Origin of the sequence: Micromonospora sp. CA-111912, from assembly GCF_050948415.1 — a bacterium.
Lineage (GTDB): Bacteria > Actinomycetota > Actinomycetes > Mycobacteriales > Micromonosporaceae > Micromonospora.
In genome coordinates this window covers 5626882-5644233 of record NZ_CP192007.1, presented here as the reverse complement: position 1 = coordinate 5644233, position 17352 = coordinate 5626882, and the positions used below count along the sequence as shown (strand labels likewise).

Annotated in this window: 13 protein-coding genes and 1 pseudogene; 6 read left to right on the top strand and 8 right to left on the bottom strand. The window is 70.6% G+C overall.

Going from position 1 to position 17352, the window contains the following annotated elements:
- Positions 1-4: 4 nt before the first annotated feature.
- On the bottom strand, positions 5-943 hold the full coding sequence (locus tag ACQPZO_RS23410) for an alpha/beta hydrolase (protein WP_433343994.1): 939 nt from the start codon (positions 941-943) through the stop codon (positions 5-7).
- Positions 944-1710: 767 nt separating this feature from the next.
- The gene (locus tag ACQPZO_RS23405; RefSeq protein WP_433343993.1) at positions 1711-2793 is read right to left on the bottom strand and encodes an acyltransferase family protein; all 1083 of its coding nucleotides are present in this window, start codon (positions 2791-2793) and stop codon (positions 1711-1713) included.
- A 1531-nt stretch (positions 2794-4324) separates the two neighbouring features.
- Between ACQPZO_RS23405 and ACQPZO_RS23400 the strand changes: the two genes are divergently transcribed.
- Positions 4325-5185, top strand: coding sequence for a hypothetical protein (locus ACQPZO_RS23400; protein WP_433343991.1), 861 nt, complete (start codon positions 4325-4327; stop codon positions 5183-5185).
- 75 nt (positions 5186-5260) lie between these two features.
- On the opposite strand, the gene ACQPZO_RS23395 is transcribed toward ACQPZO_RS23400, so the two are convergent.
- Positions 5261-6241, bottom strand: a complete 981-nt coding sequence (locus tag ACQPZO_RS23395) for a helix-turn-helix domain-containing protein (RefSeq protein ID WP_433343990.1) — start codon at positions 6239-6241, stop codon at positions 5261-5263.
- A 71-nt stretch (positions 6242-6312) separates the two neighbouring features.
- On the opposite strand from ACQPZO_RS23395, the gene ACQPZO_RS23390 reads away from it, so the two are divergent.
- Positions 6313-6768, top strand: coding sequence for a rhodanese-like domain-containing protein (locus tag ACQPZO_RS23390; RefSeq protein WP_433343988.1), 456 nt, complete (start codon positions 6313-6315; stop codon positions 6766-6768).
- A gap of 1 nt (position 6769) precedes the next feature.
- On the opposite strand, the gene ACQPZO_RS23385 is transcribed toward ACQPZO_RS23390, so the two are convergent.
- The 5 genes and pseudogenes from ACQPZO_RS23385 to ACQPZO_RS23365 form a co-directional block, all read right to left on the bottom strand.
- Complete coding sequence (locus ACQPZO_RS23385; RefSeq protein WP_433343986.1) at positions 6770-7990, bottom strand: helix-turn-helix domain-containing protein; 1221 nt, start codon at positions 7988-7990, stop codon at positions 6770-6772.
- Positions 7987-8133, bottom strand: a complete 147-nt coding sequence (locus ACQPZO_RS23380) for a hypothetical protein (protein ID WP_433343984.1) — start codon at positions 8131-8133, stop codon at positions 7987-7989. The genes ACQPZO_RS23385 and ACQPZO_RS23380 overlap by 4 nt, the downstream gene beginning before the upstream one ends.
- A 321-nt stretch (positions 8134-8454) precedes the next feature.
- A complete protein-coding gene (locus ACQPZO_RS23375; protein WP_433343982.1) occupies positions 8455-9252 on the bottom strand; it encodes a GntR family transcriptional regulator in 798 nt (265 codons plus the stop codon).
- Positions 9253-9707: 455 nt separating this feature from the next.
- Positions 9708-9887: pseudogene (locus tag ACQPZO_RS23370) on the bottom strand (IS982 family transposase); the annotation flags it as partial.
- Positions 9888-9965: 78 nt separating this feature from the next.
- On the bottom strand, positions 9966-13088 hold the full coding sequence (locus tag ACQPZO_RS23365) for an AfsR/SARP family transcriptional regulator (protein ID WP_433343980.1): 3123 nt from the start codon (positions 13086-13088) through the stop codon (positions 9966-9968).
- A 182-nt stretch (positions 13089-13270) separates the two neighbouring features.
- On the opposite strand from ACQPZO_RS23365, the gene ACQPZO_RS23360 reads away from it, so the two are divergent.
- The 4 genes from ACQPZO_RS23360 to ACQPZO_RS23345 all read left to right on the top strand — a co-directional run bounded on the left by ACQPZO_RS23360 (position 13271) and on the right by ACQPZO_RS23345 (position 17254).
- Positions 13271-13981: a hypothetical protein gene (locus ACQPZO_RS23360; RefSeq protein ID WP_433343978.1), complete on the top strand. Its 711-nt coding sequence runs from the start codon at positions 13271-13273 to the stop codon at positions 13979-13981.
- Positions 13978-14499 carry a hypothetical protein gene (locus ACQPZO_RS23355; protein WP_161690948.1) on the top strand — a complete coding sequence of 174 codons (522 nt, stop codon included), beginning with the start codon at positions 13978-13980 and terminating at the stop codon, positions 14497-14499. Before ACQPZO_RS23360 ends, ACQPZO_RS23355 begins: the two co-directional genes overlap by 4 nt.
- Positions 14486-14998 (top strand): hypothetical protein, encoded by a 513-nt coding sequence (locus ACQPZO_RS23350; RefSeq protein ID WP_433343977.1) that lies wholly within the window; start codon positions 14486-14488, stop codon positions 14996-14998. The genes ACQPZO_RS23355 and ACQPZO_RS23350 overlap by 14 nt, the downstream gene beginning before the upstream one ends.
- A gap of 582 nt (positions 14999-15580) precedes the next feature.
- On the top strand, positions 15581-17254 hold the full coding sequence (locus ACQPZO_RS23345) for a glycoside hydrolase domain-containing protein (protein ID WP_433343975.1): 1674 nt from the start codon (positions 15581-15583) through the stop codon (positions 17252-17254).
- Positions 17255-17352 lie beyond the last annotated feature (98 nt).

The following is a 17352-nucleotide window of genomic DNA, read 5'->3' as shown; positions in this document are numbered from 1 at the left end:
GCGGTCAGAGCATCCGGCGGAAGGCGGCCACCGCGTCCTGCTGCATCCGCCGCGACACAGCCGCCTCGGTCACCAGCGCGGAGCCGTGGAAGGTGGCCGGGTACAGGTGCGCCTCGGTCGGCACGCCGGCCTGGGCCAGCCGCTGGGCATAGTGCATTCCCTCGTCGCGTACCGGATCGAACTGGCAGCTCGATACGAACGCCGGCGGCAGCCCGGCAAGATCCTCCGCGCGGGCCGGGGCGGCGTACGGCGACACGCTCGGGTCGCCGGGCTTGACGTCGTCCCCGAGGTAGTAGGCCCAGCCCAGCTCGGCGTTGGGGCGATTCCAGATCGGGGTGTCGACGTAGGCGCGCATGGACACGCTGTCGAGCTGGTCGTCGAGCATCGGGACGTCGAGGTACTGCATGGCCAGCCGCGGGCCGCCGCGGTCGCGGGTCAGCAGGGTGAGGCCGGCGGCGATCCCGCCACCGGCGCTGCGGCCGTAGACGCCCAGGCGGGTGGGGTCCACGCCGAGTTCGTCGGTGTTGCCGGCCAGCCAGCACAGCACCGCGTAGCAGTCCTCCAGGGCCGCCGGGAAGGGCTCCTCGGGCGCGAGGCGGTAGTCGACGGCGATCACCACGGCCCCGATGCCGGTGGCGAACGCGGCGGCGTCGGCGTGTTCGAGCGCCAGGTCGCCGAGCACGAAGCCGCCGCCGTGCAGGTGCAGGACGGCCGGCGCCGGCGCCGCCGCCGGCTGCGGGGTGTAGATCCGCACCGGGACGGCGGGGGCGCCGGCCGGGCCGGGCACCGTGCGGTCCAGCACGGCAAGGCCGGTCAGGTCGGGCTGGGGAAGCTGGGCCGCGATGGCCCGCCCGACTTCGCGGGCGGCGGCCGGGTCGCGAAGGTCGAGGATGGGCAGCATCGGGACCCACGGTGCCAGCTCCGCATCAAAGGGGTATGTCATGACAACCTCCACGGCCGGGACCGCTCGGAAGGCTGCCGAGCGGCATTCGTCTCATCAACGAGCGACCGGGCCAGGACTAGACATCCTGGGTGGCATTACTTTCCGGCCTTAATCCGTCAAGAGGGTGTTGATCCCTCTAGTCCGTTTCGGGCTGGCCGTTTTGTCTGCTGCCGGATGGTTGGCGGGTGTGCCGCGTGTCGCTGTGGGCGCGCCGGTTCTCCTGGTGCCGGGAGCGTCTTTTTTGCTGATGGGCCCGGGTGGTGGGGTCAGGTGGGTGGGGGTATCACAGGGCCCCGGCAAAGTCGCGGAGTGTCCGATCCCGCCCGAAGTTCGTTCACCTTCCGGGGGTCCCGTTCCGTTCCTTGCGGATGACCCGAGATCCTGGCCAGGTCCTCAATCTCGCCGGTCCTCAGCTATGTCTCCTCTCCCGCAGATGCCCCGGGAGGTCGCCGCTACGCCGCCCCGTACGTCGGGCAGTCGGGCGGCGGCCTGACGAATGCCAGCGGCCGGGGACCTGCCCGTTGGCCCCTTTGGAGCTGCCCCGTCCACGCTCCCGCTCCATCGACAGCACAAACGGGGCAGCTCCAAAGGGGCCAACGCAGGGCAGGCCGACCCGGCCGAGGCCGACCCGGCCAAGGCGCCGAAGGTGTCGGCGGCGCGCGCCGCATGGCCGCGTTCAAGTCCTCGGCGTGCGCGGCGGCGAGTCGGCCTGACGTCGCGGCCGTCGGTTCGGTGCCGACCGCTCACGCGGCCGGCACCGGATCCGGTCAGCTCGCCAGCAGCAGCGCGACGCCGGCCAGCGCGCCCAGCGCGGAGAAGCCGGCCCCGATGCCCAGGGCGAGCCGTGGCGACTGCGAGACCCGCCGGGAGTACCTGACGGGGTTCTCGACGAAGTGGAAGGTCAACCAGGCCGGGATGATCGACAGTGCGATCACCAGCAGTCCGGTGGACATCGAGAGCGGTCCCCAGTACGTGGCCGCGATCGCGAGCATCGGCCAGTGCCACAGGTACAGCGAGTACGACAGCGCGCCGATCCAGCGCAGTGGCGCGATCCCGAGCAGAGTCTCCACCCCGCCCCGGGCCGCGGCGCAGCCGGCCGCGATGACCGCCGCGGTGCCTAGTACCGGCAGGGCGGCGGTGTAGCCGGGGAAGTCCATCATCGGGGTGAAGAACAGGCACGTCACCAGCACCGCTGCCAACCCGGCCCAGCCCAGCACGACAGCGACCGGCTTGGGCAGCCGGGCCCAGGCCCCGACCGACATGGCGACGCCAGCGCCGATGGCCAACTCCCAGATCCGGCTGGTGGTCTGGAAGAACGCCGGGGACTGCGCACCGACGGTGGTGGCTACCGACCAGGCCAGCGAGCCGGCGGCCAGCAGGCCCAGCGTCGTCGCCAGTACCGGCTTCAACCGGGCGCCGGACACCTTGGCCAGCGCCACCGCCAGCAGGATGAGCAACGGCCAGATCAGGTAGTACTGCTCTTCGACGGCAAGCGACCAGAAATGCTGGACGGGGGACGGCGGCATCGTCGGGTCGGGGTGCGTGAAGCGCTCGGCCAGCCGCCAGTTCAGCAGGTAGGCCACTGCGGCGACGATGTCGCCGCCGATCTGACCCCACCGGCCACGAGGCACCATCAGGAACACGAACACCGCTGCCGTCAGCAACACCACGTTGACCGCCGGCAGCAGTCTCTTGGCCCGGCGGGCGTAGAAGTCGATCAGCGCGACCGAGCCGGTCCGGCCCTGTTCGGACAGCAGTTGGGTGGTGATGAGGTAGCCCGAGATGACGAAGAAGACGTCGACGCCGGCGAAGCCGCCGGAGATCGCTGGTACGCCGGCGTGGAACAGCATCACCATCACCACGGCGACCGCGCGGATTCCCTCGATGTCGCCCCGGAATCTGGTGCGCGGCCGGTCGGACGGGCTTGCGTGGCTCGGCTCGCCGACGGCCGGCGGTGGCGCCGGCCGTTCAGGGCCGGTGGGTCGGACGGGCGCTAAATGCGCCGGGTCGGCTGGAGCGGACATCATTCCTCCTGAGGGCATTCAGACAGCTTGATCTAAATCTAGGAGTATGAGGCCGGCCACATTCGTGGCCATATTTAGCAGGGAATCGTTCTGTTGTCGAGACATACGCGTCGTGAATGCTGTGACATGTCGTGAATGGGATGCATGGCAGGCCCCCCGGATCGCAGTGGTGGAGCACCGTGCCGGGTGTCGCCCGCCGGCCCGCAGGGAGGCTGCGGCGATGTTCGACGTCTCGTCGACGACCGCTTTCTGCGGAAAGCCGAGATAGTTGCGGCAATGGCCGGATACCTAATTTATTCGAGTCAAATGAATGCATTCTGAGAGATGCGTCGGAACATCCATTGGTGCTCCTTTCCGCCTTCGTCCTTCCGGTCACCGGTCGCGGTCGACCGTGCCGTCACGCCGCCCGATCGGGTGAGTGTCGCCTGCTGGCCGCATGTCCGGTCACGCCGCCAGGTTGGTTCTCGGATGCGCGCCGACGCATGCGTGACGTACCTGCTCGACAAGGGCCGCTATCGGGGGGGTGGGTGGATGGGTGGCGGTCAGGATCGGGTGCAGGCTGGCCCTTCCCCCCGATCCGGAGTGGCGTCCGGCTCCACGAAGGACGGCTTGAGGCAGACGACCCGGTGCCCGAGGCGATCTGCCTCCGGTCCGCCCCGAGAGGGACGCCCGCCGGTCGGCCGAGACCTCCGTTCGGGGCTCCCTGCCTGCTGCCTCGCTCATACGTCACCATCGGCGCCTTCCGGGCGTTGACAGTGCAAGGCACTCCAGCCCGCTCTTCTAAGTCACTATTAATTACGACAAATGCAAGCCACGTCCCCTGAGTCGAATGTTCGGCCCCAAAGGCGCTGTCGCGGCGTAGCTACAATGCGGCAGTCAACGTCAGGTCGCACTGGGGAGGGCGCGGATGCTGGGAACTGCGAGGAAAGCCTTGGCGACGATGAGCATCTGGCGTAGAAGCCTGTGGCGGTACCGAGTCACCACTGCGGGAATTGTGCTGACCTCTTTCGGGGCCGCCACGGCTCTGGACAACCCTCCCACAGCAGTCAGTGTCCTGGCGGCAGTTGTTGGCTGCCTCGTGTCCCTACTGGAGATTCGAGCCAATCGCCGCCGGGCTCGGTTGGTGCGTTTCCAGTCACGGGACGGCGACAACTACCGCGACCTGTCGAGTCAACTGGGAAGTTTGGGGCCGGTCGTAGAAAGCGCACACGACGTCGGCGTGGTAATGGCAAAGGAGTGCGCGCGACTTCGCGGACAACCCGTCCGAGCCGAGCTCGAAACTGCACCGTACCGACTACCTCGCGAGCTCAAGACCTGGTCGTTCGACTTCCTTGCGCGTCGGGCCCGGGTTGCCGCCATGTACAACGGCGACATACTCGGACTGGCCTCTGACCTGCCTTCCGGCGGCGAGGACGTAGTCGTCAAGCTCAGGCCCGGCCGCTATTTTGACTTCTTCTGCAGCAACCTGCTCGCCCCTTTTGATGTGTGGGAGACAGGGCGGAAGTTGCCGCATCTCCGGGGACGGGAACTCATCCTCGATCAGCGTGGGCAACTGATGACCTTCCGGCGCAGCCGGCTCGCGAACACGGTCGGCGTCTCGTCCCTGGCCTTCACCACGGACGGTCAACTGATCCTTGTGGCCCAGGCCAAGGACAATGTGGGAAGTCCCGGCCTCATCGCCCCATCCGGCTCTGGCGCTCTAGAGCCCCGCGACGTGCCGCAGGACGGAACAGGGCTGACGATCGGAGACGTCGTCCTCCGCGGTGCCGAGCGGGAGTTGCGGGAGGAATGCCACGTCAGCCCGTCCGAAATCGAGATCAGTGAGATCGTGGGGCACGGCCGGTGGATCAGTCGAGGTGCCATGCCGGAGTTCTGTGCGGTCACCCTTCTTCAACTCACCAGCGACCAGGTACTCGATCGGGCGATCCGGCTCGTCGAGCGCCCCTACGTCTCCGAGGTGCTGGCGGTCGACCTAGCGCCAGTAGCCAGATGGAACCCGAGAAAGCCGCTGACCATGCTGCCGGAGGAGGTCAGACGCTCGGCGTCCTGGCCCCTGGCCTTCGGCCTGGCCTACCTGGCTCAGTCCATCGGCGACCAGTCGTGGCCCCTGCGACAGGAGTTGCTGAAGCGGCTGGCCCAGGAAGCACCCCCCGCGTCAGGCGAGTCATCGAGGGGCCCTACCCAGAGGCGGCAACGGCCAGTGCGTGAAGGTGCCTGACCAGGTCGCCTTGGTCGACGGTCGTTCGGTGCAGTTGTCTATTGCCGGTGTGCCCGAGCGATATTCGAAACCGCCTCACATGGGGGTCGTGCGGAAGGTCCGCCGGTAGGCCGCCGGCGAGGTACGCATGATCCGGCCGAAGTGGTAGCGGAAGGTGACTGGTGAGTCGAAGCCGACCAGGCTCGCGATCCGCTCGACCGGCCAGTCCGAGGTCTCGAGCGGGGCGAGGCTGGCCCGGACCCGCTGGACTATCAGCCAGCGGATCGGGCTGCTGCCGGTCGCCCGAGCGAAATGTCGCAGGTACGACCGGGAGGACATCCGGGCCCGGGCGGCCAGCGTTTCGACGGTGATCGGCTGCGCCAGGTGTCCCAGCGCCCAGTCCATGCTGCGGGCCACCCCGTCATCGTCGTGGGCAACCGGGCTCACCGGTGCCTCGATGAACTGGGCCTGCCCGCCGTCCCGGTGCGGCGCGGTGACCAGCCTGCGGGCGACGGCGTTCGCGACCGTGCTCCCGTGGTCCTGCCGAACGACATGCACGCAGAGGTCGAGCCCTGCGGCGCTGCCCGCGCTGGTGAGCACGTCCCCGAGGTCGACGTAGAGCACGTCGGCGTCGACCCGCACGGCCGGGTGGCGGCGGCGCAACTCGTCGGCGTACCGCCAATGGGTGGTCGCCCGACGGCCGTCGAGCAGGCCCGCGCCGGCCAGGGCGAAGGCACCCGAACAGATGGACATCAGCCGGGCGCCCCGCCGGTGGGCCAGCCGCAGCGCGGCGACGAGATCCGGTGACGGATCCACGGTGACGTCGGGCACCCCGGGCACGATCACAGTGTCGGCAGCGGCGAACGTGTCCAGCCCGAACGGGGTCTCGAGACTGGCCCCGCCGAGGAGCGGCACCGGCCCGGGTTGCTCGGCGCAGACGGTGAGGTCGTACCAGGGCCGGTCGAGCTCGGGCCGAGGCAGCCCGAACACCTCAGTGACGATGCCGGTTTCGAACACCGACATGCCGGGATAGGCCAGCACCGAGACCGTTCGTCGAACTTCGGGCGACACGGTCATGGCGGGATCTTAGCGAAGCATGGCATCAGCGCCACTGTCGGCGACCCCCGCCGGCCGGCAGGCTGCTGGGCATGTCGAGAGCCTTTTCCACGCCGGCGGCCCCGCCCGCGATCGCCATCGCCCACTTCGCCGCCCGGCTCTCCGTCGAGACCGACGTCAGCGACGTGCACGCCGACCTGGAGTCCGGGGCCGACATGCTGGTGGTGGACAGCAGGAACGAGGGGGCCTGGCGTCAGGGGCACCTGCCCGGCGCGCTGCACCTGCCCACCGCCGACATCGCCGGCCGCGCTTCGGCGCTCATCCCCGCCGGACGCCGGGTCGTCACCTACTGCTGGGGCCCGGGGTGCAACGGTGCCACCCGGGCCGCGCTGGAGTTGGCCCAACTGGGCTTTCCGGTCAAGGAAATGATCGGCGGGTACGAGTACTGGGTCCGAGAGGGCTTCCCGGTGCTGACCCCGGACGGCCTGCTCCGACGGCCGGCGGACGGCTTGACCGCGCCCGTCGGGGACGAGGCCTGCGGCTGCTGAGTTATTGCCGGGTCAGTCCCACGATGGCGGCGAGGCGGGCCACGTCGGCCGAGGTGGGGCCGGCGCGCAGGACGGCGGTCAGCGCGGCGCGGGCGGCGGGGCGGATGCGGGTCTCGGCGGGGGCGATGCCGTCGGCGGTGACCAGGGCGCGGCCGGCGGCGTGGGGGTCGCCGAGGTCGAGGTGGGCGCGGGTGATGTCGATCAGGTGGGCGGCCCGGTGTTCGGCGGGGAGCAGGTGCCAGCCGTCGCCGCTGGTGGCCTGCCGATGGGTGGTGGCGGCCCGGTGGTGGTCGCCGAGACGCATGGCGGTCAGGGCGCGGGCGAGTTCGACGGCGGTGGACCCGAAGCCGATCCCGTCGTTGTCGTGGTGGTGGTGGCCGTGGACGGTGGCGAGGCGGGCCGCGCGCTCGGTGAGTTCGCCGGCGGCGGTGTCGTCTCCGCAGGTGGCGGCGGCGAGAGCGGCTTCGATCAGCAGAGTCCCGGTCAGGGCGGGTTCGTCGGGCAGGAAGACGCGGGCGGGTGCCAGGTCGAGTTGGTGCACGGCGGTGAGGGCGGCGGTCATCGCCAGTCGGCCCCGCCGCAGGGCGCGGAGTGCCTGGGCGAGGGAGATCGTCGCGAGGCCGGCGCGTCGGGGGTCACCGGTGGCGGTGGTTATCGCCCGGTCGGCGGCCAGCCAGGCCAGGTTGGCTTCGCCGAGTTTGACCAGGGTCTGGGCGGCGAGCCGGTACATCCGCACCGACAGGTCGGCCGTGGGCGCGTCGGCGGGCTGGGCGTGGCCGGCGTGGCGGGTGTCGTCGATCAGGTCGGGCAGCATCCGTAACACCTGGGAGTGGTGGCCGTTGCGGTACGCCGTCCACGCGTATCCCACCTGGTCGTCGAGGTGCCGCACCGACGGCGGTGCGATGCCGGAGCGGGGTGGGTCGTGGCGGGCCAGCGCCGCCCGTATCCGCTCCACGTCGGCACCGCTGTCGGTGGCCGTTTCGCGTCGTGCCCTGCCGGCGAGCAGGACGTTCGGGGCGACGCCGAGGGCTGCGGCGACCGTCTCGATCACCGAGAGCCGGTTGAGGGTACGCACGCCGCGTTCGACCTTGTCGACCCAGCTCTTCGACTTGCCGATCCGATCGGCGAAGACCTGCTGGTTCATTCCCCGGCGGGCCCGCAACTCCGCCATCCGCCGCCCAATCGGCAGCTCGTTGCCGTTGCGTCGGCCGGGCCCGGTCACCGCTCCCGCTCCACCGGCCACATGGCCTCGGTGGACTCCCCGCAGCGCGGACACCACCGGGACTTGACCCGGAACGCGAGGAGCCCGAACAGGAACCCCGGCACCAGGCCGCCGAACACGATCGACACGACTCCGGAGATCACCGTACGTTTACCTTTTGACGAGGCCGGGGGTGCGGGCGTTGCCCGCATCGGCTCCCGATGGTCGATTGCCCCGGTCACGAAGTTGATTAAGCGGCCGCCGCCGGCCGTCATCTGGGTGTTCACTCCACAGCCGGTTGGGACCGGGCTGCGGGCGCGCGGCAGTGTCCTGCTGCATCGGGCCACTCCTGCTTGGGCGTTGGTTCCATGGCCCCTTGCGCCGACCTGCTCTAGCCAAGATCCGGGTCGGTGCAGGGACTCCCTTGAGGACTAACCCTGCCAGACTGTCAGCAGACAATCAATGAGTCTGAGGTCAAATCTCCGCTAGTTGTCGTCCTTGCCAGCAGGGAAGGCGTACACCAACTCGTACATCTCGGCGTCGAGCACCATCAAGGACACCTCAACGCAGCGGTCTCCCGCGTAGGCGTGTCTGGTGATCTCGAAGACCAGGCTGCCTTCCCGGCGCAGGCCCAGTCCCTCTCGGCCATCCACTCCGTTGATCTCCTCAGGTGTGGCCGCGCGGCTGATGACTCGCTCCACGAACCTCGTCGGTCCGAATCCCTGCTCAGCAAGGCGGGCGAACGTGCCGCCAGGCCCGGTGTCTGTGTGCTCGATGCGAGTACCTCGGGTCAGATCGGTCGGAAGGTAGGCGGTGGCGAGCTGTACGGAGCGTCGATCCAGTACGTATCGGCGGTACCTTGACAGCACCACGTCTCCGGGCCGCACGCCGAGAGCGTCAGCAACCTGCGCTGGCGGTACGACGTCGCCCACCGTGACGTCGACGGCCTTTGGTGGGTTCGTAGAGTCGTGCGCCTGGATCGGTAGCCCGCGCCCCCACTGGCTTGGTGCCAGTCGCCCCGGTGAGGTTCGGGGGATACGGCTCGCCCGCACGTAGCTGCCGGAGCCCCGGCGCGACTCGATCAACCCTTCGGCTCGCAGGCGGTCGATAGCCTTCTCCGCAACACCGCGCGCTGCGCCCTCTTCCTCGCTGGCGGCGAACTCGCGAAGCGTGGGGAGCTTCGCGCCAGCTTCGTAGCCTTTGACGCCTTCCCTGATCCTGCGCCTGAGTTCGGCGGCGAAGCTCTCGGCAGAGTGCTTCTTCTGGCCGCTCGCGTCGTTCATCGGATTCTCCAACTGTCGCCTGACAGAAGGTTACGTGTGAGGCGGTTGCGACATCCGTGCAACCCAGGGGCCCAATCGCAAGCGTCCGAGGTTGCAAAAATTGTCTGCGGACAAGATTCAATGCGAGGGGTGTCTGTCTCGGCACTCTGCGTCTACTTCGCTCTCTGTAAACACGGCAATGTGCCTCCAGTTCGACCAAGACGCGTACGACGGCAGGAACACCAGGCCGACGCGGTTGAGGGTGCGCCAGGCGAGGACCCTGGGGTGTTTGTGTGGGGAGAATTCGTCCGTGTCCAGAGCAAGAGAGTCTTTGGCAATCGTGCTCCTCGCCGCTGACGTGACTTCCGCTATCGACTCCGTCAAGCAGTCCGGTTTTCCGCGCTCCGGCGACATTTACACCTTTGATCACCTGCGCCGGTGACGGCTGGGCCTAGACGAGTAAGTCCGAAGTCGGGTTAGTGGTCGTAGGCGATCAGGGACCTGGTGACGGGTTGGCCGGTGGCGCGGTTGTGCCAGATTGCGGCGGTCATGGCGAGGAGTCGTTGGGCGACTCGGGCGGTGACTCCTTCGATGCTGCGGCCGCCGTGGAGTTCGAGGTCGAGTTGGCCCTTCAACGTGTCGTTGACCGACTCGATTGAGGTCTGTCGTCACAAACGGATCTTCAACACCCTTCGCCTATACCGCAGCCCCGGGGGCCGTTAGGACTTACTCGTCTAGCGCTGCGGCTGCGGTGCCGGGCGACCCGGCAGCGCGTACCCGGTCTCCCGGGCCAGCCGCGTCGCCTGGCCGTCCAGCCGCACTGCCTCGGCCGTGTCCGCGGACCGCTCCGCGAGCCGGGCGAGGAGATAGGACGCCCGAATCTCAAGCGGCCGGTAGCCCGAGCGGGTGGCCAGACCCAACGCCGCCCGCCCGTGTCGCCCGGCGGCCTCCGGGTCACCCCCGGCCAGCTCGGCGGCGGCGAGGCCGGTCAGGGCCGTCGCCTCGCACCAGCAGAATCGGGTACGCCGGGCAAGTTCGAGGGACCGGCGGTGCTGCTCGGCCGCCTCGCCCGGGTGTCCCAGCGCCAGCAGCACCCGCCCCAGCGCGTCGGCAGCCCACGCCTCGGTGCCCGCGTCGCCGATCTCCCGGGTCAGCGTCACCGCCCGCTCGGCGTCGGCACGGGCCAGCTCGGCGCGATCCGTGTCGCTCCAGAGCACCGCACGGCCGGCCAGGGCGGTCGCCTCACCGTACCGGTAGCCGAGCTCCCGATTGGCGGCGAGCGCGCGGGCGTAGAGATCATCCGCGCCGTCCGGGTCGCCCCGGTCCCGGCGCACGTTGGCCAGGTCGACCAGGAGCACGGCCACGTTGTAGTGCGCCCCGGCCCGCTCCCCGCGCTCCAGTGCGGCCCGGAAGTGGGCGTCCGCCTCCGCGAACGCGCCGAGCTGCCAATGCGAGAACCCGAGGTTGGCCAGGGACATCGCCTCCCCGCCGTCAGTGCCCGACCGGCGGTTGAGCGCCAACGACAGGCGGGCGCAGTCGATCGCCGCGTGCGGGTCGCCGAGCCGCTGGTGCACCGCGCTGAGGTTGTTCAGGATCCCGGCCCGTCCCTCCTGCCAGCTGTCCGCGTCGCTGCACCGCAGCCCTTCGAGCAGGTGCTCGCGGGCCTCCTCGTACCGGCCGCTGTTGACCTGCACGAGCGCGATGCTCTGGTGCATCGCGGCCTGGGCGCGGGCGTCACCGTCGGTCTGGGCGGCGGCCAGCGCCACCGTCGCCGCGTTCAGCCACTCCTCCCGACGACCCCGCTGGTGGAAGTAGGCGCGCAGCGCGTCGGTGAGATGCCAGGCGTACCGCCGGGGACCGCACCGGGCGGCCTCTTCGACCGCCGCCGTAAGGTTCGCCCACTCGGCATCCAACCAGGCCAGGGCGGCGTCGGTGTCGGGGAAGGGGTCCGCTGCCACCGGCCGCGGCAGCCGCACGAAATGCGGAATGACCCGGCGGCCCGCCGCGTCGGCCGTGTCCAGGTAGTGGTCGAACAGCCGCCTCCGGGCCACCCCACGGGCCGCCTCGTCGTCCTCCGCGGTGAGCCGGTCCACGGCGTACCGGCGCAACAGGTCGTGGAAGCGGTAGCGCTCGCCGGGGTGTCGCTCCAGCAGGTGCGCCGCCGCCAGGGCCCGCAGTCGCCGGGTCGCGGTGGGCACCGGCACGCCGGCGACCGCGCCGGCCGGGCCGGCGGTGATGCTCGCCCCGGGCACCAGGCCGAGGCGGCGGAACAGTTCCCGCTGCGGCCCGGACAACACCCGGTACGACAGGGCGAACGCCTTCGTCACCGCCCCCTCCTCGGCGCCGTCGACGGTCAACCCGGCCAGCCGGTCCCCGTCGGCCAGCTCGCGGACCAGGCCGGCGACGTCCGCCCTGCCGGCCGACTGCACGTTGGCCGCAGCGATGCGCAGGGCCAGTGGCAGGTGGCCGCAGAGCCGAGCCAGCTTCGCTGCCGCCGCCGGGTCGGCCCGCACGGCCGCCGCACCCAGCAGCGTCGCCAGGAGACGTACCGACGCCACCGGGGTGAGCACGTCCAACGGGAGCAGCCGGGCGTCGGCGCGGACCACGAGGTCACCGAGGCGGTGCCGGCTGGTGACGAGCACGGTGCCGCGGGACGGGATGAGCGGCAGCACCTGGTCGGCGTGGCGGGCGTTGTCCAGCACCAGCAGCACGTCCCGACCGGCCAGTAGCGAGCGGAGCAGCGCCGTTCGGCCGTCCAACCCGTCCGGCACCGCCCTCGGGTCGACCCCGAGCGCGGTCAGCAGGTGGGTCAGCGCCGTCTCCACCGGCATCGGCTCCCGGTCGGCGTCGAAGCCACGCAGGTCGAGGTGGAGCTGTCCGTCCGGGAACTCCGCGCGGACCCGGTGGGCCCAGTGCAGCGCCAGGGCGGTCTTGCCCACCCCGGCGGTGCCGCTGATCACCCAGATCCGGGTACGGCCGGCCGGCTCCGCCAACCCGGCGTCGAGCCGTTCCAGCTCGGCGTCCCGTCCGGTGAGGGTCGTGCTGCTGTGCGGCAGCCCGGCGGGGCGGACGAGCGCGGAGCGGTCGTCGCCGCCCGGTCCGGCGACGTCGGCGGGCGGCCCCAGCGTCGGGTCGGCGCGCAGGATCCGCTCCTCAAGGCGGCGCAGCGCCGGGGCCGGGTCGAGGCCGAGTTCGTCGGCGAGCCGATCGCGTACCTGCCGGTAGGTGGCCAGCGCCCGGTCGGCGCCGCCCTCCCGGTACAGGGCCAGCATGAGCTGACCGACCAGCCGCTGGCGTCCGGGTTGCCGGGCCACCGCGTCGGTCAACTCGTCGGCGACCTGCCGGGAACGCCCCCGCCGCAGCAGCACGTCGGCCCGCTCCTCGACCGCCGTCCAGCGGGCCTCGCGCAGGCCGGCGCAGAGCCGGTGCCGCACCTCCTCGTCGGCCACGTCGGCGAGCGGCTCCCCCCGCCACAGCGCCAGCGCCTGGTCGAACAGGGCCACGGCGTCGTCGTCGCCGGCCGCCCGCGCCCGCGCGACCAGGTCGGTGAACCGGTGCGCGTCGACCGCCAGCGGGTCGACCCGGAGCAGGTAGCCGGGCGCACGGCCGATCAGTTCCACCGGCGCCCCCGCCTGCCGCAACGCGGTGCGCAGCCGGGAGACCAGCGCCTGCACGGTGCCCCGGGCGCTGCGCGGCGGCGCCGGACCCCAGACCAGGTCGATCAGCCGATCCACCGCCACCACCCGGTCCGGCTCCAGCAGCAGCGTCGCGAGAACGAGGCGAGGCTGGCGCCCACCGAGGTCGACCTGGACGCTGTGCGCCCACACCTCGACCGTGCCCAACACCCGGAACTCCACCGCCACCTCCCCACCGGCGAGTATGACGGTCCGCAGTGGACGAGCTGCAAGCCGGTTGCAAGCATCCTGCATCCACGGGTGTGGACCGTGTATCCCGTCCTGATCTGGCGGTCCTTCGGCCGTTCGGTCGGGACGCGCGGCCGGCACCGGCCGCGCGTCACCTCGAAAAGGGAGAACGGCGAGTGGAGAAACTCAGGCGTCCCGGCCCACGCCGGCTGGCCCTGACGGCGGCAGGGGCCGTCGCGGTGGCCGCGCTCGTGGCGGCCGTGGGTGTCGGCCGGGCCGACCCCGGCGTGCGCTACGACACACAGCCCGAGGCGCTTGCCTTCGGCAAGGAGATGTACGACTTCCAGACCGTCGAGCAGATGACCGCCACCTCACACCTGGTGGTCTTCGGCACGGTCACCTCGGTGGAGCCCGGCCGGCTGGCCAGCGCCGACGAGGACCCGGCGGCGGTTGGCGGTGACGTCCGGCTGCGGACGGTGACAATCACCCGGTACGACGTCCTGCACAACCCGAAGAACCTGATCATCCCGCCGTCCATCACCCTCGAGGAGGAGGGCTGGGACGAGGAGGGGCGCGGCTACATCTCCAACAACGTGGCCTGGAGTGCGGTGGGCGACACCGGCTACTTCTTCCTGCGCCGCGCCGTCGGCACCAGCAACCCCTACACCTACCAGCTGGCCAGCTCCGACGGGCGCGCGCTGGTGGTCGACGGCGCGCTGCGGCCCAGCAACGCGGAGAACGAGCTGGCCACGTCGATCACCACGATGGCGCCCTCGTTCCTGAACAACACGGTCGTCGCGGCGAGCGGGCAGGTCGCCGCCGGCACGCTGACCGAGTCGATTCCGACCGCGGAGCTGCCGCAGCCTCCGGAGGAGAGTGGGGAATGAAGCGCACGACGATCGTCCTCGGTACCACGCTGATCGCCGTGGTGGCGTTGGCGCCACCGGCCATGGCCGGGCACGGCGGCAAGGCCAACAGCGGCAAGCCGGACAACAAGGAACAGGCGGTGGAGTCGAACTCGCTGACGAGCGCCGGCAAGGCGGCGGTCTCGCACGGCCGGGCTCAGCTCGACCGCTCGCAGATCAACACCTCGACCGGCGGCGGGGACATCCACGTCTACGACAAGTCGTACTCCAGTTCTTGGTACGGGCAGACGACCTGCACCGACACCAACTGGTGGAACGGGCTGTGCGACCAGTACGACGTCAAATTCAACACCCGGACGATGAGCGGCAAGTCCACGGGCTACTGGCAGAGCCTCGGCTGTCACGAACTCGGGCACACCGGCTCGCTGGGCCACCGCTCGAAGAGCGCCGACACGGACAACAACTCGTGTATGCGCAGCGATATCTGGCCCAAGAACTTCGACAGCCATGACATCACCGCGATCAATGACAACGTCTGATCGTCGTCTGCTGTTCTCCGGTGCGGCGGTGGTCGCGGTGGCCGCCGCCGCGCTGGGCGGGTGGTGGCTGTCTCGGCCGGATCTGCCCTCGGACTGGTCGGGCCGGAGCCAGTTCTGCGCCGAGGCGCAGACCTTCGCTCTGGTCAACCAGGGCGAGCTCACCAGTGAGCAGCGGGTCGAGGCGATGGCCGCCCTGATCCGCTCCGCACCACGGGAGCTAACCCCGGACCTGGAGCGGCTCGCCGGTGCACTGGGGGGACCCGAGCCCACCACCCCGCACGACCACGGCCCGACCGGATCGAGCCCGGAGGCGGCCGGTCACGACGCCGGCACGGCCGCGCACGAGCACGACCCCGGCACGGCCGCGCACGAGCACGACGACGCGTCCGCTGCGGAGGCGGCCGTGCCGAACGGCACGGCGGTAAAGGCGAGCGGACGCCGCGCGGGGGAGTTCATCGAACGCACCTGCGGGGTCAACCTGCCCAACATCCGCACCTGAGCTGCGGACTCCGCGGGTGGGACGTCGTCAGACGGTTCGCCATCGGGGGGCGGCCGGCCCGGGCCACGCGTCCGGGCCGGTCGGGCCGTCAACCGTCGCGGCTTTCCGTACTGCTCGGTCCGGGGGTAGCCACATCATGAACGGGGCTTTGCACCCCCGGGTGGTGGGTGGCCGGTGGCAAGTTGGACGATCTCCCCGGTTGTGGCGGTGCCTCGGCGACGATTTCATATGCGGCGACCGGGGCGCGTAGGGCGGCGGTTCGGCCGCAGCAGAGCCAGGACGCCGCCACCGTGCGCACGTCCCGGGCGATTCGGGTGGCCGTCACCGGTGCGCCATCGGACCGAGCCGCTGCTTCAACTTCCCGGTTGGATGCGTCCTTGCGGAACCAAGATCAAGCGCACCCGGCCGTCGTAGCAGCGCCGCGCCCGCGCGGTCGGAGGGTGACGGGAGGGCAACACCGCATTTCCATCGACGCTGATCTCTGGTGCGAGCGGGCCCGCGCATGGTAGGAATTTGCCAATATCTGCGTTGCTCGCGAAGGATTTCACCCACGGAGATGCCTCGATGAGGATAAGAAGGATCATGGCCGGCCTCGTGGCCGCCATCGTCGTTCCGGCTGTGGCGGCCACCCCGACCTGGGCGGCCCCCACCGGCGAACAGATCGTCAGCTACCGCGGCTACCAGGTGTCGGTGCCGGCGGACTGGCAGGTCGTCGACCTGTCCACCGACCCGCACGCATGCGTCCGGTTCGACCGACGCACGGTCTACCTCGGTCATCCGAGCGCCGAGCCCTGGTGCCCCACCGGGCTGGTCGGGCGAACAGCAGGACTGATCATCGAGCCGATCGACGCCGTCACCGCCGAGCGCCTCACCGGGGACACCGCCGTCACGGCCGGCGGCCGGGCGACCGTGGACACCCTGGTGTCCCGCGACGGTACGGCCCAGGTCGCGGTGCGCGACGCGGGCGTACTCGTCACCGCCGTCCACACCCCGCAGACCGAGCCGGCGGTCCGCCGGATCCTGGCCGCCGCCAAGCTCGGCGCGGGTGCCAGGCCGGTGAACCTGGATGCCGTCCGCGCGGCCTCGACGACCGCCACGGCGGCACCGGCGGCAGCGCCCGGCCCGCAGCCGGGCACCTACACCGGCAAGGGCTTCGACACGTGCACCGCCCCGTCGCAGTCGACGATGGACACGTGGCGCAACAGCTCGCCCTACCGCGCTGTCGGCATCTACATCAGCGGCGCGAGCCGATCCTGCACCCAGGCCAACCTGACCGCGACCTGGGTGGCCAACCAGGCCGCCAAGGGCTGGCACCTCATCCCCATCGAGCTCGACCGCCAGGCGCCGTGCGGCACCCGCCTGCCGAAGATGTCGTACGACCCCGCCACGGCACGGTCCGAGGGTGCGACCCGGGCGACCAGCGCGGTGAACGCGGCCAAGGCGCTGGGCATCCCCGCCGGCAGCGCGATCTACAACGACATCGAGCAGTACCCGTCGGGTGAGTCGTGCAAGGCGGCCGTGCTCTCGTACCTCTCCGGCTGGACCGAGCGGCTGCACACGCTCGGCTACCTCTCGGGCATGTACTCCAGCGGCTCCTCCGGGGTCCGGGACCTGTGCAACGCCTACAACGACACCCGGTACACCCGCGTCGACCATCTCTTCCTCGGCTGGTGGAACGGCGTGGCGAACACCGACGCCGGCGACTACTGCCCGGACGCGTACTACAGCAACCACCAGCGCATCCACCAGTACACCGGCGACACCAGCGAGACCTGGGGCGGCGTGACGATCTACATCGACCGCGACTATCTCGACGTCTCGACCGGAACCACGGAGCCGCCGCAGGGGTTCACCGTCACGGTCGACAACACCACCACGGGCCGGTTCACCGCGAGCGCGAACTGGAGCGCCTCGGCCTATTCCAGCCAACGGTTCGGCACCGACTACCGGTTCGCCACCCCGACCCCCGCCAGCGATGCCGCCTGGTTCGGGGCGGACCTCCCGGCGACCGGCAGCTACGAGGTCTCGGTCTGGTACCCGGCCGACCCGGGCTACAACGACTCGACCCCGTACGTCGTCGCCACCACCAGCGGCAGCCAGACGGTGAAGGTGAACCAGCGGCTCAACGGGGGACGATGGGTGTCGCTCGGCGTGTTCACGCTGGCCGCGGGCGCCGGAAACAAGGTGGGAGTGAGCCGGTGGACCAGCGGCACCGGCTACGTCATCGCCGACGCGGTCCGCATCACCCGCGCCTGACCGAGAGCATGAACGAGCGGCTGTGACGCGACAGCCGGTGGCCCGGGGCGATGACGTCGACCCGGGCCATCGGCTCCCGTCCGCACACCGAGCAGCCG

Coding starts and splice junctions, on each gene's coding strand:
- ACQPZO_RS23410 (WP_433343994.1), bottom strand. CDS start 943: ATGACATACCCCTTTGATGCGGAGCTGGCACCGTGGGTCCCGATGCTG.
- ACQPZO_RS23405 (WP_433343993.1), bottom strand. CDS start 2,793: ATGCTGTTCCACGCCGGCGTACCAGCGATCTCCGGCGGCTTCGCCGGC.
- ACQPZO_RS23400 (WP_433343991.1), top strand. CDS start 4,325: ATGTACAACGGCGACATACTCGGACTGGCCTCTGACCTGCCTTCCGGC.
- ACQPZO_RS23395 (WP_433343990.1), bottom strand. CDS start 6,241: ATGACCGTGTCGCCCGAAGTTCGACGAACGGTCTCGGTGCTGGCCTAT.
- ACQPZO_RS23390 (WP_433343988.1), top strand. CDS start 6,313: ATGTCGAGAGCCTTTTCCACGCCGGCGGCCCCGCCCGCGATCGCCATC.
- ACQPZO_RS23375 (WP_433343982.1), bottom strand. CDS start 9,252: ATGAACGACGCGAGCGGCCAGAAGAAGCACTCTGCCGAGAGCTTCGCC.
- ACQPZO_RS23355 (WP_161690948.1), top strand. CDS start 13,978: ATGAAGCGCACGACGATCGTCCTCGGTACCACGCTGATCGCCGTGGTG.
- ACQPZO_RS23350 (WP_433343977.1), top strand. CDS start 14,486: ATGACAACGTCTGATCGTCGTCTGCTGTTCTCCGGTGCGGCGGTGGTC.
- ACQPZO_RS23345 (WP_433343975.1), top strand. CDS start 15,581: ATGGCCGGCCTCGTGGCCGCCATCGTCGTTCCGGCTGTGGCGGCCACC.